This window comes from Mycobacterium sp. 23 (assembly GCF_048287075.1).
GTDB classification, from domain to species: Bacteria; Actinomycetota; Actinomycetes; order Mycobacteriales; family Mycobacteriaceae; genus Mycobacterium; species Mycobacterium gordonae_B.
Map to the genome: position 1 here is coordinate 369665 of NZ_JBLVUX010000005.1, position 14169 is coordinate 383833.

15 protein-coding genes are annotated in these 14169 nt (G+C 68.7%); 6 read left to right on the forward strand and 9 right to left on the reverse strand.

Annotation, left to right across the window (positions count from 1 at the left end):
• Nucleotides 1-11: 11 nt before the first annotated feature.
• Nucleotides 12-521, reverse strand: a complete 510-nt coding sequence (locus tag ACNQS7_RS03185) for a GNAT family N-acetyltransferase (protein ID WP_418011395.1) — start codon at nt 519-521, stop codon at nt 12-14.
• Between the two features lie 32 nt (nt 522-553).
• Here ACNQS7_RS03185 and ACNQS7_RS03190 point away from each other — a divergent pair, with 32 nt between their 5' ends.
• A complete protein-coding gene (locus ACNQS7_RS03190) occupies nt 554-1414 on the forward strand; it encodes an SDR family oxidoreductase (protein ID WP_310766571.1) in 861 nt (286 codons plus the stop codon).
• Nucleotides 1415-1457: 43 nt separating this feature from the next.
• Nucleotides 1458-3824: a phosphoketolase gene (locus ACNQS7_RS03195; protein ID WP_418011396.1), complete on the forward strand. Its 2367-nt coding sequence runs from the start codon at nt 1458-1460 to the stop codon at nt 3822-3824.
• On the opposite strand, the gene ACNQS7_RS03200 is transcribed toward ACNQS7_RS03195, so the two are convergent.
• The gene (locus ACNQS7_RS03200) at nt 3821-5323 is read right to left on the reverse strand and encodes an HNH endonuclease signature motif containing protein (RefSeq protein ID WP_418011397.1); all 1503 of its coding nucleotides are present in this window, start codon (nt 5321-5323) and stop codon (nt 3821-3823) included. The genes ACNQS7_RS03195 and ACNQS7_RS03200 overlap by 4 nt on opposite strands.
• A gap of 189 nt (nt 5324-5512) precedes the next feature.
• On the opposite strand from ACNQS7_RS03200, the gene ACNQS7_RS03205 reads away from it, so the two are divergent.
• Genes ACNQS7_RS03205 through ACNQS7_RS03215 form a run of 3 tightly spaced genes read left to right on the forward strand, consistent with a single transcriptional unit; the run spans nt 5513 to nt 7748 of the window.
• The gene (locus ACNQS7_RS03205) at nt 5513-6292 is read left to right on the forward strand and encodes an alpha/beta fold hydrolase (protein ID WP_418011398.1); all 780 of its coding nucleotides are present in this window, start codon (nt 5513-5515) and stop codon (nt 6290-6292) included.
• A gap of 57 nt (nt 6293-6349) precedes the next feature.
• Nucleotides 6350-7003 carry an MOSC domain-containing protein gene (locus ACNQS7_RS03210; protein WP_418011399.1) on the forward strand — a complete coding sequence of 218 codons (654 nt, stop codon included), beginning with the start codon at nt 6350-6352 and terminating at the stop codon, nt 7001-7003.
• Between the two features lie 10 nt (nt 7004-7013).
• The gene (locus ACNQS7_RS03215; RefSeq protein WP_418011400.1) at nt 7014-7748 is read left to right on the forward strand and encodes a CPBP family intramembrane glutamic endopeptidase; all 735 of its coding nucleotides are present in this window, start codon (nt 7014-7016) and stop codon (nt 7746-7748) included.
• Nucleotides 7749-7756: 8 nt separating this feature from the next.
• Here the strand turns inward: ACNQS7_RS03215 and ACNQS7_RS03220 are convergent, their stop codons facing one another.
• The 7 genes from ACNQS7_RS03220 to modA form a co-directional block, all read right to left on the reverse strand.
• Nucleotides 7757-8773, reverse strand: coding sequence for a zinc-binding alcohol dehydrogenase family protein (locus ACNQS7_RS03220; RefSeq protein WP_418011401.1), 1017 nt, complete (start codon nt 8771-8773; stop codon nt 7757-7759).
• A 30-nt stretch (nt 8774-8803) separates the two neighbouring features.
• Nucleotides 8804-9082 (reverse strand): GlsB/YeaQ/YmgE family stress response membrane protein, encoded by a 279-nt coding sequence (locus ACNQS7_RS03225; RefSeq protein ID WP_055576796.1) that lies wholly within the window; start codon nt 9080-9082, stop codon nt 8804-8806.
• Nucleotides 9083-9158: 76 nt separating this feature from the next.
• Entirely contained in the window at nt 9159-9458 is a 300-nt protein-coding gene (locus tag ACNQS7_RS03230; protein ID WP_055576795.1) for a GlsB/YeaQ/YmgE family stress response membrane protein, read from the reverse strand.
• Nucleotides 9459-9573: 115 nt separating this feature from the next.
• Nucleotides 9574-10602, reverse strand: a complete 1029-nt coding sequence (locus ACNQS7_RS03235) for an alanine and proline-rich secreted protein Apa (RefSeq protein WP_418011402.1) — start codon at nt 10600-10602, stop codon at nt 9574-9576.
• A gap of 75 nt (nt 10603-10677) precedes the next feature.
• A complete protein-coding gene (locus ACNQS7_RS03240) occupies nt 10678-11781 on the reverse strand; it encodes a sulfate/molybdate ABC transporter ATP-binding protein (protein WP_418011403.1) in 1104 nt (367 codons plus the stop codon).
• On the reverse strand, nt 11778-12572 hold the full coding sequence (locus ACNQS7_RS03245; protein ID WP_418011404.1) for an ABC transporter permease: 795 nt from the start codon (nt 12570-12572) through the stop codon (nt 11778-11780). Before ACNQS7_RS03245 ends, ACNQS7_RS03240 begins: the two co-directional genes overlap by 4 nt.
• Before the next feature lie 5 nt (nt 12573-12577).
• Nucleotides 12578-13345, reverse strand: coding sequence for a molybdate ABC transporter substrate-binding protein (gene modA, locus ACNQS7_RS03250; protein ID WP_418011405.1), 768 nt, complete (start codon nt 13343-13345; stop codon nt 12578-12580).
• Nucleotides 13346-13480: 135 nt separating this feature from the next.
• Between modA and ACNQS7_RS03255 the strand changes: the two genes are divergently transcribed.
• Nucleotides 13481-14158 (forward strand): SDR family oxidoreductase, encoded by a 678-nt coding sequence (locus ACNQS7_RS03255; protein WP_418011406.1) that lies wholly within the window; start codon nt 13481-13483, stop codon nt 14156-14158.
• The last annotated feature ends 11 nt before the right edge of the window (nt 14159-14169 follow it).

Consider the following 14169-nt stretch of genomic DNA (forward strand, 5'->3'; position numbering starts at 1 on the left):
CATCACCGTAGTCAAGCCAGTGTGCGGCGGTACCGCGCCTCCTCCACCGGCGTGCCGCCGTAGACCCGGGTGCGCCGCGCGCCGTCGGGAAGCCAGCCGTCGCGCTCATAGAACCGTCGCGCCCTGGTGTTGCCGCGCAGCACCCACAGGGCGGCGCCGGCGAAGCCGCGGGCCGCCAATCGCTCCCGGGCGGCACCGATCAGCACATAGCCGACACCGCTGCTCAGCGAGCCCGGCTCCACGTAGATCGCCATCAGCTCACCATGATCGGCGAGATCGTCGTCGCGGCACAGTCCCACACTGGCAAACCCATGGATAGTGGTATGCCGGACGGCGACCAGAGTGGACGGTACCCGCAAGCCCATCCGGCCGAAGTCGTACCTGCGGACCCACGCCTGCGGCGTGAGGCCGTCCAGATAGTCCTGGTCGATCAGGCCCCGGTAGGCCCACCGCCACGATCGCACGTGTACGCCGGCCACCTGAGGGGCGTCGGCCGGGACGGCGTCGCGCACCTCCGTCATGGTTGCAGTATCCACCGCCTAACGTGTCTGGCATGACAGATTCGGGATCGGTCGGGTTGGGGCGTGCCGCAAAGGTCGGCGGCAAGGTCATTGTGGTCACCGGCGGCGCACGGGGCATCGGGTTGGCGACGGCGACGGCACTGCACAAGCTGGGTGCCAAAGTCGCCATCGGCGATATCGACGAGGCGACGGTCAAAGAGTCCGGCGCCGACCTCGGTCTGGAGGTGTACGGCAAACTCGATGTCACGGACGCGAATTCGTTCGCCGAGTTTCTGGATCAGGTCGAACGCCAGCTCGGGCCGATCGACGTCCTGGTCAACAACGCCGGCATCATGCCCGTAGGCCGGATCATCGACGAGCCCGATGCCGTCACCCGGCGCATCCTGGACATCAACGTTTATGGCGTCATCCTGGGCAGCAAGCTGGCCGCCCAACGCATGGTCCCCCGCGGCCGGGGCCATGTCATCAACATCGCGTCCCTGGCCGGCGAAATGCACATCGTCGGGCTGGCCACCTATGTCGCCAGCAAGCACGCGGTGCTCGGGTTCACCGACTCGGCCAGGCTGGAGTACCGCTCGGCCGGCGTGCACTTCTCGTCGGTGCTGCCCACGTTCGTCAACACCGAACTCGTCGCGGGTACGTCCGGGATGAAGGGCTTCCGCAACGCCGAGCCGGCCGAGATCGCCGACGCCGTCGTCGGCCTGATAGCACAGCCCAAGCCACGGGTGCGGATCACGAAGATCGCCGGCGCCATGGTCACCTCCCAGAAGTTCTGGCCGCGCCGCGCCGCCGAGGCGCTCAACCGCCTGATCGGCGGCGACCACGTCTTCACCGACCAGATCGACGTGGAGAAACGGCGCGCTTACGAGGCCCGCGCCCGCGGCGAGGAATGAGTCCGTAAGACGGAGTTCATTTGAGGGCTCGACAATCGGGTAGATGAGCCCCATGAGACTTTCCGACGACGAGTGCGCCCTGATCCACGCCTACTGGCGAGCCGCGAACTACCTCTCGGTCGGTCAGATCTATCTGCTGGACAATCCCCTACTCGCCGAGCCGCTGGCCGCCGAGCACGTCAAACCCCGGCTGCTCGGCCACTGGGGCACCACGCCCGGGCTCAACCTCATCTACGCCCACCTGAACCGCGTCATCCGCAACCGCGATGCCAACGTCATCTACATCACCGGGCCCGGGCATGGCGGACCCGGTCTGGTGGCCAACGCCTACCTCGAAGGCACCTACAGCGAGGTGTACACCAGCATCGAGGAAAACACGGAGGGCCTGCGCAAGCTGTTCCGCCAGTTCTCCTTCCCCGGCGGCATCCCCAGCCATGTGGCCGCCCAGACGCCGGGCTCGATCCACGAGGGCGGCGAACTCGGCTACGCGCTGGTCCACGCCTACGGCGCGGCGTTCGACAATCCGGATCTGGTGGTCGCCTGCGTGGTGGGCGACGGTGAGGCGGAGACCGGGCCGCTGGCCGCGAGCTGGCATTCCAACAAATTCCTCAATCCTGCCGTCGACGGCGCGGTGCTACCGATCCTGCACCTCAACGGCTACAAGATCGCCAACCCGACGGTGCTGGCGCGTATCCCGGAGGCCGAGCTCGAGTCGCTGATGCGCGGCTACGGCTACCGGCCGATCACGGTGGCCGGGGACGACCCGGAGAGTGTGCACCGGCAGCTGGCCGCCGCCCTGGACGATGCGTTCGACGACATTGCGGCGATTCAGCGTGCCGCGCGGTCCGGCTCACCGGGTGAGCGACCCGTGTGGCCGATGATCGTGCTGCGCACGCCGAAAGGCTGGACCGGTCCCAAAGAGGTCGACGGTCGCCACGTGGAGGGCACCTGGCGCTCACATCAGGTACCGCTGGCGGCCACACACGAGAACCCCGAGCATCGCGCGCAGCTGGAAGAGTGGCTGCGCAGCTACCGCCCCGAAGAGTTGTTCGACGGCGAAGGCAGGCTGCGGCCTGAGCTGAAAGCGGTTGCACCACAGGGTGATCGCCGGATGAGCGCCAATCCGCACGCCAACGGCGGGGTACTGCTGCACGATCTCGACCTGCCGGACTTCCGCGACTACGCGGTGCCGGTGGAGCGACCCGCGGCCGCTACGCACGAGGCCACCCGCGTGCTCGGCACGTTTCTGCGTGACGTGATCAAGCGGAACCCCGACCGGTTCCGGCTGATGGGTCCCGACGAGACAGCCTCCAACCGGCTGGATGCGGTGTTCGGGGCTACCGATCGGGTGTGGGTTTCGCGCACAGAGCCCGACGACGACCACCTCGCTCCTGACGGGCGTGTGATGGAGGTGCTGTCCGAGCACTTGTGCCAGGGCTGGCTGGAGGGCTACCTGCTGACCGGCAGGCACGGGCTGTTCAACTGCTACGAGGCGTTCGTGCACATCGTCGACTCGATGCTCAATCAGCATGCGAAATGGTTGGCCACGACTCTGGACCTGCCGTGGCGGCGGCCGATCGCGTCGTTGAACTACCTACTCAGCTCGCATGTGTGGCGTCAGGACCACAATGGCGCATCCCATCAGGATCCCGGTTTCATCGACCTGGTCGCCAACAAACGCGCCGAGTTGACCCGCGTGTACCTGCCGCCGGACGGCAACACGCTGCTGTCGGTGGCCGACCACTGCCTGCGCAGCCGCAACTACATCAACGTCATCGTCGCGGGCAAGCAGCCGGCGCTGTCCTACCTTTCGATGGACGAGGCGGTGCTGCACTGCACCCGCGGCCTGGGAATCTGGCCGTGGGCCAGCACCGCCGCCGGTGAGCCCGATGTGGTGCTGGCCTGTGCCGGTGACATCCCGACGCTGGAAATCCTTGCGGCGGCTGACATTTTGCGGCGAGAATTGCCGGACCTGGCGGTCCGGGTCGTCAACGTGGTGGACCTGATGCGGCTGCAGCCGGATTCGGAACACCCACATGGCTTGCCCGACAACGAATACGACGCCCTGTTCACCCGGGACAAGCCGGTCATCTTCGCCTATCACGGCTATCCCTGGCTGATCCATCGCCTGACGTACCGGCGCGCCGGACACCACCACACGCACGTACGCGGCTTCAAGGAGCGCGGTACCACCACAACGCCTTTCGACATGGTGATGCTGAACGACCTGGACCGGTTTCATCTGGTGATGGATGTGATCGATCGGGTGGACGGACTGGCCAGCAGCGCGGCCGGGTTGCGCCAGCGGATGGTCGATGCACGTTTGTCGGCCCGCAACTACACCCGTGAGCACGGTGAGGACGACCCGCAGATCTCGGGGTGGACCTGGCAGGCTGAGTCAAAGCCCTAGAAGGGTGGGGGTTCGTTGTCGGGTGGGCCGGTGGCGGTGGTGCGGGCTTGGTGGTTGGCGCGGCGTTCGGCGGCCACGCGGGCGGCGCGGGCCTGGACGCGGGTGCGGCGGCGGGTGGGCATCATCGCGGTGCGCTCGGCGCAGTAGTCGGTGGGTGGGGTCTGGGCTTCGGGGGCGGGCATGCCGCCCACCGCGTGACACAGGCTGGGAAACAGCAGCGCGCTGCCGGGGGTGGTGACGTGGGTGTCCCCGCCGGGGCTGGTGAGGATCAGGGTGCCGTCGGCGAGTTGTTTCTCGGTCCAGCCCCAGAAGGTTTTCATCAGATGATGGGTGCGGCAGTAGCACTTGATGTTGCCGGCGTGGGTGGGCCCGCCCTGGGCCCAGGGGGTGGTGTGGTCGAGGTCGCAGTGGGTGGCCGGCACGTCGCAGCCGGGCCAGCGGCACGTCAGATCCCGGGCCCGCACGAAATCGGCCAGCGCCGGCGAGGGGTGGTAGTGGGGTTCGGGTGCGGCGTAGCCGGGGTGGATCAGCGGCACCTGTTTGGCCGTCAACGCCAACTCGGCCAGCAGGTCGGGGGTGATTAGGTCCTGCCCACCGAGCAGACACGCGGGGCTGTCGCTGCGCCCGGCCAGGGTGGCGGCTTCGGCGATCACATGGATCACCACCGGGCTGGCCGGCTTTTTCCCGGCGGCGGTGCAGTCCGGGCGCGCGCATTCACAGCCCAGCCGGGTGGCGCCGGCGGCCAAGGCCCCCAGGGCGTCGGCGCGGCGCTGGGCGGTGGTGCGTGGGTCGTTGGGGCACACGGTGGCCGCCAGCGCTGAGAGCCGCGCATCGATGGCCTTAGCATCGGTGGCGCGCAGGCGTCCCTCGATCTGCGCCACCCCGTCCTGGGGCGGGCTGATCCACACTTCCCGCTCGGCCCGGGCCTCGGTGCGGCGGCGCAGCGCATCGGCATCGGCGCGGGCCACGATCGCATCGACCTTCGCCGAGAGCCTCCCCCGGCTTAACGAGGGCCAGCGCGTCACCCGCGCGGCGACCGTGGCATCGACGGCTGCCAGCACGTCACGGTCTTCGATCAGATCGGTGCGGTACACGATCGTCGTGAATGCCTCATAGTCGATGTCGCCGGCGCAGAACACCGCCGCGACCTCCGGCAGGCGCTCCCGCATCGCCCGGGCATAGCGCACCTTGGTCTCCGCGCGGCCCTGGCTGATCCGCAGCCCCGCCGCCACCTCCCCGGCCACCGCCTTGACCGTGTCGATCGCCCACTGCCCCCGCTCCCCGCCAGGCACCAAGCGGTGGGCGAACAACGCCCCCACCGCCACCAACTCCGCGGCCGCACCCTGATTGACCACCCGCGCCGCCCCACCAATACGCGCCACCCACCCCACCGACTCCTCGGTCTGTTCCAGCAGCGCCCGCCGATGGGCCACCACCTCCGCCAGGTAGCCGTCATATTCCGCCAACCCACACGGAAGGCACGGCAATCTATCGAACATGTGTTCGAGTCTACCCGATGCCGCCGACACGACTCGGTGTCATCTCTCAAGACATCGGTGACAGTTCTGGGTCGTTGGTGTGCCCGCCGGCAAACGCCTGACACCGCAACAGGCTGATCCTGACGCGGACCAATTCCGGTTGGTCAATCCCTCCCGCGCGATACGCAAGTAGGTGTCACACTTGGCCGCATGTCGCCCGACAAGTCTCCCGTAGTCCTGATGCACGGCATCCTCATGTCGGGCAACGGTTGGCAGGACGTCGTACCGCTGCTGTCCGACCAGCACCGCGTGCACACGTTCACCACTGCCGGGCACCGCGGCGGGTCACCGGCTCCGCCGCGCCCGGCTACGGTCAGCGATCTGGTTGACGACGCCGAGCGTTACCTCGATGAGCATGGTCTTGAACGACCACATGTCGTCGGTCTCTCGTTGGGCGGCTGGATGGCCATCGAGTTGGCCCGGCGTGGTCGTGCGGCAACCGTGTGTGCGTTCGCCCCGGCCGGCTTCTGGTCGTCCGGGGACAGGGCACAAGCCCACGTGCTGAAGCAGATTCACAAGTTCGTGGCGATAGGGCGCGTTGCCCGTCCACTGCGACCTGTCGTCGCCCTCGCGATGAAGTCGGCGACAGTGCGTCGCCTCGGCTTGCGGGACGCCGCGTGCCACGCGGATCGAATCTCCACGGTGCAGAGCGTTGATGCCATCGACGACATCATCGGCTGCATTGTCGACGTCGACGATTTTCTCGGTTCCGATGAGCAGATCGCGCCGTTGAATCCCCTGCCCTGCCCGGTGACCATCGCCTGGTCGGGAAACGACGCAATCGTTCCAGTCCCGTTGTGCGACAAGGTTGCCCGCGAGCGGGTACCCCAGGCGTCGTTCACGACCCTGCCCGGCGTCGGGCACGTGCCCATGGTGGACGACCCTGGCCTGGTTGCCCGGACCATCTTGGCTGTGACAAGCGCGGGATAAGCGCGGGATGAAGGCGGACCGCAGGTCGCTGTCTCGACACCCGGTTACCCTGACCAGATGCCGAATGTGCGATCTGTCAACGTCGCTGCGGCCCGGCCGAATCCCGACCCGCGAGGGCGGTCGAAGGTGACCGGCATCTACAAGGTCTCCACCGCCGGGGCCGTCATGGTTCAGGCGCCGGGCAAGACGGGCAGCGGCCTGGCCGGTGACGCGATCGGCAACCCCAAGTTCCATGGCGGCGACGATCAGGCCGTCTACGTCTACGCGCGAGAAGACCTGGACGACTGGGAAGCCCAGCTGAACCGCACTCTCACCGACGGCATGTTCGGCGAAAACCTCACCACCGAAGGCGTCGACGTCACCGGAGCGCGGATCGGCGAACGTTGGCGAATAGGCACCGACGGTCCGGTCCTGGAAGTCTCGGCGCCGCGGACGCCGTGCCGGACCTTTGCGGCGATGCTCGAGCAGCGCGGCTGGATAAAAACCTTCACCCAGGCCGGCATCCCGGGCGCTTACCTGCGCGTCATCTCCCCGGGGCCGGTCCGTGCGGGCGATGAGATCACCGTCGAGCATCGTCCCGACCACGACGTGACGGTCGGGCTGGTGTTCCGGGCTCGGATGTCGGAGCCCGAATTGCTGCCCCGGCTGGCGGTGGCCGGTGCGCTCTCAGCTGAAATCAAAGCCGAGGTCGCGCAGCGGACCCGCAGGTAGACTCGCGGGGATGCCCGACCAAACCCAAGCCCTGCCCACCGCGAACCGGCTGCGCCTCCATGCCGACATCGCCGTGGTGGTCGGCGTCCTGGTGCTGACCAACCTGGTCGCCCACTTCACCACGGCGTGGGCGAGCATCGCGACGGTCCCGCTGGCGGCGATCGGCCTGGTGGTCCTGGTCCGGTGGCGCGGGCTGGAGTGGGCGGACCTGGGTCTCGGCCGCGAACACTGGAAGTCCGGGCTGTTCTACGCGCTGGCCGCGGTGGCGCTGGTGGTGTCGGTGATCGCGGTCGGCGTGGCCCTACCGGTTACTCGCCCGATGTTCCTGAACAACCACTACGCGACCATTTCCGGCGCCTTGATTGCCTCGATGGTCATCATCCCCTTGCAGACGGTCATTCCCGAGGAACTGGTGTTTCGCGGCGTGCTGCACGGAGCGCTGCACCGGGCCTGGGGTTTCCGCGGAGTGGCGCTGGCCGGGTCGCTGCTGTTCGGCCTGTGGCACATCGCCACTTCGCTGGGGTTGACCAGCAACAACGTCGGATTTACCCGGCTGTTCGGCGGCGGAGTCTTCGGCATGCTGGCCGGCGTGACGATGGCCGTGCTGGCCACCGGCGCTGCCGGGTTCGTTTTCAGCTGGCTCCGCCGGCGCAGCGGCAGCCTGATCGCGCCCATCGCGCTGCACTGGTCGCTGAACGGCGTCGGCGCCCTGGCCGCAGCGCTGGTCTGGCACCTGTCGGCCTAGGGCCCGACCTACACCAGCAGCACCGCGGCACCCGCGATCTCGCCGGTGCTCAGGTCGGTCAGGGCGCGATCAGCCTCCGCCAGCGGGTATTCCGGAGTGGTGACCTCGATGTGATGCGATGCGGCGAAGTCCAGGAACGCGCGGGCGTCGGCCCTGGTGTTGGACGTCACCGACCGGACCTGACGCTCCTGGAACAGATGTCTCTGGTAGTTCAGCGTCGGGATGTCGCTGAGATGAATTCCCGCGACCGCCAGCGTCCCCCCACGGTCGAGGGCTTCCATCGCCGGTAACACCAGGTCACCGACCGGCGCGAACAAGATCGCCGCGTCCAGCGGCACCGGCGGCGGATCGGCGGCGCCCTGCGCCGAAGCCGCCCCCAGCTCCAGCGCCAGCTCACGAGCCCGGGCACCTCGGGTCATCACGTGCACCTCCGCGCCCTGGGCCAGCGCGACCTGCGCGGTGATGTGGGCGCTGCCGCCGAAACCGTACAAGCCCAGCCGGCCACCGGCGGGTAGCTCGGCCCGCAACAGCGACCGATAGCCGATGATGCCGGCGCACAGCAACGGCGCCAGCTCGCTGTTGCTGTATCCGGCCGGCAAAGGATGTGCGAAAGCCGCGGGCACCGTGGTGAATTCGGCATAACCACCGTCGGCGTCCCAGCCGGTGTAACGGGACTGCGGGCACAGGTTCTCGTCGCCCCGGCGGCAGTACTTGCACACCCCACAGGTGTGGCGTAGCCAGGCGATCCCTACCCGGTCGCCGACGCGGAACTCGTCGCCGGCACCGGCACCGACCTCGACGACCTCCCCGACCACCTCGTGGCCCGGAGTTACCCGCTCCCGGTGGACAGGAAGGTCGCCTTCGGTGACGTGCAGGTCGGTGCGGCAGACCCCGCACGCCAAGACCGCAACCAGCAATTCGGCCGGACCCGGCCGCGGGACCTCGGTCGTGACCCGTTCCAGCGGCATGCTCGTCATCGGCCCGGGCTGACGTACCTGCCACGCGGTCATAGTTCGGGCGGCCATCAGCCCATCATGCCGCGACGGGCCCCGCCGCTACAGAGTCCGGGTGCGCGACGTGGCGAATTTGTAGATCAGCAGGAGAAGCACCGCGCCGACCAGCGCTCCGAGGAACGAGTGGTTGATGGGCGGAGTGATGGTGAACTGGTGCGGCGGGAAGACGACGCTGCCCAGGGTGCCGCCGACATACGCGCCGACGATGCCGAGCAGTGCCGTGGCAATCCAGCCCATCGGCTGCCTTCCTGGCACGATGAGTCGCGCAATCAGCCCGACGATCAGCCCAAGAACGATCATTCCGATGATGTGCAGGATCATGACCAGCTCCTTCGGGTATTAACTTGTCGAGGGGACCTCGCAGTAATACCCGGTGCGGGTGCGGTAAACCGCGAATTCAGCGCCGCTGCACCATGCCCACGAGCCAGAGCAGGATCACCGAACCCAGGATCGCGGTGAAGAAGGTGAACCACCAGCCGCCCGACGCGGTGTCGAACGCGAAGCTGAGCAGGAAACCGCCGATCAAGGCACCGACGATGCCGATCACGATGTTCATGAGAATGCCTGATCCAGCGCCTTTGACGATCTTGCCGGCGATCCAGCCCGCCAGCGCGCCGATGATGATGTAGCCGATCCAGCCCACGCTGGTCAGTGTGGTTGAGCGAGCGAGAAATTCGGTGCTTGCGACGACGTCCATCAGGGGTTCCTCTCCGCTGGCAGGCCCAGCTCAATCACCGGACCGTGCTATCGGTATACGCCCTCCGCGTAACAAATGGAGTGTCGATTTGGTGCCGACGCTCAAACAACGCCGGTCATGCCGGTTGATTACCGCGCGGCTGGGTGGATGCCGGAGTTCCGGCGGCCGGAGCCTGAGCGGGGGCCGGCGCCGGGGCCGGCGCACCCGGCTCGGCGGGCACTGCCGGCGCAGGCGCCGGAGCACCCGGGACCGCTTCCGGCGGCGGACCGGCCGGAGGCGCCCAAGGCCGGATCGACTCGGCCAGCGCCTTGGCCGCATTCTTGTCCACCGGGTTGTTCGACGTGCCCAGCCACACCACGAACCACCGCTGCGGCGGTCCGGCGGCAGGCGTCGCGCCGGCCGGGGTGCCGACCACGCCGGTCCAGATCTGGCCATTCGGCTTGCTGGTGTCGCTGAATTTCACTTCGTAGTACGACGCGCTACCCGAGACACCGTTGGCGTTGAGCGGCACGGTCTCCTGGTTCACCCGGGTGCCGGGGTACGGCATGAAGAACTCGCCCATGTCCGATCCCAGCCGCACGGCGGCCTTGGGGTTGGTGGCCTCGGCGCTCGCGTAGAGCTTCTGGTCCAGCCGGCCCAACACGATGCGGGTGTCGTTGGCCACGGGCTGCGGCTGTCCAGGCATCGGCGGCTCACCAGCCGCCTTACTGAGCAGCGCGGAGCCGTAGTCCAGGTGGGACGCGTCGGACTCAACCCAGCCGGGCGGCACGATGAAGCTGAACCCGCCGACGGCGTTGGTCACCCGTCCTAGGTCTGGGTCCGGCGGCGGCGGTGCATTGGGGTCGGCCGGCGGCGGTGCCGCGTTCGGGTCACCCGGTGCAGGCTGTGGGGTCGGCGCCGGGCTGGCGCCGGGCGCGGGCGAGGCCGAGGGGCTGGGGGTGGCCGCTGGGGCCCCCGCGGCCGGAGCCGGGGATGCCGGAGTAGGCGACGCAGGCGGTGCGACGGTGGGAGTCGGCGACGGCACCGGCTCGGGGTCGGCGAGGGCAGTTGCCGGCAACGCGATGGTGACGGCGGTCGCTGCGGCAATCGCCAGCGACGCCACTAATCCCTTGCGGCGTGACGGGTTCGGGTCCACCTGGTACATGGCGACGAACCTACCGTGTCAGCGGCCCGAAGCAAGGAAGGCCTGGCTTTCGCGAAAGGTATGTCTGCGAGAAAGTCAGCACCTCGCGCGTCGTTCGGGTGCGGGATGCAGTGACACCTCGGCGGCTTTGACGCTGAACCACACCCGGTCTCCCGGGGTGAGCTGCAGCTCTGCCGCGGCCTCGACAGTGATGCTGGCGGCCAGCCCGGGCGCTCCGTCCGCCTGGTCCCCCGCGCGTACCAGGACCGCCGCGCCACGAGTGTCCAGCTCCGCCACCGTCACCTCGACGGTGTTGCGTGGACTGCCGTGCGGCGGCTCGGAATAGACGGCCACACTGGCCGGCGCGAACACCGCAACCGCCCGCTGACCTGCCGCGAACCGTACCTCGGCGCTCCCGTGCCAGCGCTGCCCCGACCGGCTGGACAGCGCGCCATCGGGGCCGATGGTCCCCCCGACCAGGTTCACGCCTGCGATCCGGGCTGCGAAATGACTCCTCGGCGCCGCCAGCACCTCCGCGACCGGTCCGATCTCGGCGACCTTTCCGGACTCGAGCACCAGCACCCGATCGGCCAGGGCGAACACATCCAGCAGATCGTGCGTGATCAGGATGACCGCGCAGCCGGTGCGACCGACCACGTCGCGCAGCACCGCGCGGATCGACGCCGCCGCCGCTACATCAAGCCCCGTCAGCGGTTCGTCGAGCAGCAACACTTCCGGTTCGGCGGCCAGTGCCCGCGCGATGGCCACGCGCTGGGCCTGACCTCCGGACAGCCGGCGCGGCCTGCGGTCGGCCAGATCCTCGGCACCGACTTCCCGCAACCAGCGCAACGCCGTGGCCCGCGTTGGGCCGGAGGAGAGCAAGTCACGACGACTGCGCGGCCCGAATGCCACGTTGGCGGCCACGCGCAGGTGCGGAAACAGCAGCGCGTCTTGCAGCAACAACCCCACCCGCCGGTCATGGGTGGCCACCTGTATCCCGGCCGAGGTATCGGTCAGCACCCGCAAACCCAGCCGCACCACACCGGAGTCCGGCCGCAGCAGCCCGGCGATGACGTGCAGAGCCGTCGACTTGCCCGCGCCGTTGGGGCCGAGCACGGCCAGCACCTCGCCGGCGGCCACCGAGAACTCCACGTCAAGTCCCCGGTCGCCCAGCACCGCGCGCAGGTGCAGCTCACTCATCGCGCGTCGGTCCCGGTCATCCGGCCCGCACCCAGTCCCAGCACCACCACGGCGGCCACCGCCACCAACAGCAGCGACAGAGCCACCGCCGCGTCCGGGTCCCCGACTCGCTGCAGGTAGATCTCCAGCGGCAGGGTGCGGGTCACGCCCTGCAGGGACCCGGCGAACGTCAGCGTCGCGCCGAACTCCCCCAGCGACCTGGCGAACGCCAGCACCGCTCCGGAGGCCAGGCCGGGCGCCAGTAGCGGCAGGGTGACCCGCCACCAGATCGCGGTCGGCCGAGCTCCGAGCGTCGCCGCCACCACTTCGTAGTCGGCCCCCGCGCTGCGTGCCGCGCCTTCCAGGGAGATCACCAGGAACGGCAGCGAGACGAACGTCTGCGCCAGCACGACCGCCGTGGTGGTGAAGGCGATGCTGATGCCCGCCCCTTCGAGGTAGCGCCCGATCAGCCCGAGCCGGCCGAAGGCATAGAGCAGCGCGATTCCGCCGACCACCGGTGGCAGTACCAGGGGCAGCAGGATCACCGGCCGCAGCGCTCGGACCAGCCACAGTCCGCTGCGGGCCAGCACGAGTGCCATGGGAACCCCGACCAGCACGCACAGCAGCGTGCTGGCCGCGGCGGTTCTCAGGCTCAGCAGCAACGCCGTCTTCGCGGATTCACTGCTGACCAGCGACCAGAAGTGCGGCCAGTCGACCTTGATTGCGACGGCCAGCAGCGGGAGGCCGACGAACAGCGTCCCCACCGCGGCCGGCAGATAGACCCAGCGAGGCAGTTGGGAGGGCGGGCGCATCAGATTCAGGGCTGGGCGAAGCCGGCTCGGTCGAGGATTTCCCGTCCGGCCGGACCCGTGACCGCCGCCTGGAACTTCTGCGCCAGCGCGGCCTGCGGGGCATTTTTGAGCACCGCGATCGGGTAGACGTTCACCGCCTGCGCGGCCTCCGGAAACTTGACGGTAGTCACCTTGCTTCCGGCGTTCGACGCGTCGGTGACGTAGACCAGCGCGGCATCGGCCTGCCCGGTGGTCACCTTATTCAGTGCGTCGCTGACGCTCGGTTCTTCGCTTACCGGGTGCAGCCGCACTCCACTGGCGTCCTCGATGCGGTGGGTGGCCGAACCGCAGGGCACCGGGCGCTGGCACACCACCACGCTGAGCCCCGGACGGGTGAGGTCGGCGAGGGAGCCGACGTTCTTCGGGTTGCCCGGCGCCGTGACGATGACCAGGGTGTTGGCCGCGAAATTGGTCGCGGCACCGGCCAGCATTCCCGCTTGTGCCACCCGGTCCATCTGCGCGGTGTCCGCGGAGGCGAAGACGTCGGCGGTGGCGCCCTGGGCCAGCTGCGTCGCCAGCTCCGAGGATCCCGCGAAATTGAACGTCACCGTCGTACCCGGGTTGTCCGCCTTGAACCGCTCGCCGATCGAGGTGAAGACCTGCTTCAGCGAAGCGGCGGCGAATACCACGATCGAATGCGAGTCCTGCCCCTGCCGGGATCCCGAACCACACGCCGTCAGGCTGCCGACCAGCAACGCCGCCACAAAACCGGCCAGAACCTGACGAAGACGCACCGATCAAACCTAGCGCCGCGACGACGCGGTCGAATAGTTATGCAATTGATCAGCGCGTCGCCGCGGCGCGTGGTTTCGTCGAATAGCTACTGTCCAGTAACATGGACCGCGCTGACGCCATAGCACGAGGAGGTCGTGGCAGTGGAGGTTGTGGTCACCGGTGGAGACACCGATCTGGGACGTGCGGTAGCCGAGAGTTTCCGTGACGACGGGCACAAGGTCACTTTGGTAGGCGCCCGCGGCAGCGACCTCGAGGTCGTCGCCAAGGAACTCGACGTCGACGCGATCGTCTGCGACACCACCGACCCGGCCAGCCTCCAGGAGGCCCGCGCGCTGTTCCCGCACCACCTCGACACCATCGTCAACATCCCCGCTCCCACCTGGGACGCCGGTGACCCGCGCACCTATTCGCTGTCCGACACGGCCACCGCATGGCGCCGGACGCTGGATGCGACCCTGCTGTCCGCCGTCCTGACGGTGCAGTGCGTGGGCGATCACCTGCGCTCCGGCGGCCACATCATCACCGTGCTGGCCGAGAACCCGCCCGCCGGCAGCGTCGACGCCTCGATCAAGGCGGCCGTGTCCAGCTGGGTCACCGGGCAGGCCGAGGTCTACGGCACCCGCGGCATCACGGTCAACGCCGTCGCAACCGGCCGCAGCGTCCAGGCCGGGTACGACGGCCTGTCGCGCACACCGGCACCGGTCGCGGCGGAGGTCGCGCGGCTGTCGCTGTTCCTGACCACTCCGGCGGCCCGCCACATCACCGGCCAGACGCTGCACGTCAGCCACGGCGCGCTCGCTCAGTTCGCCTGAACCGGGTCTGC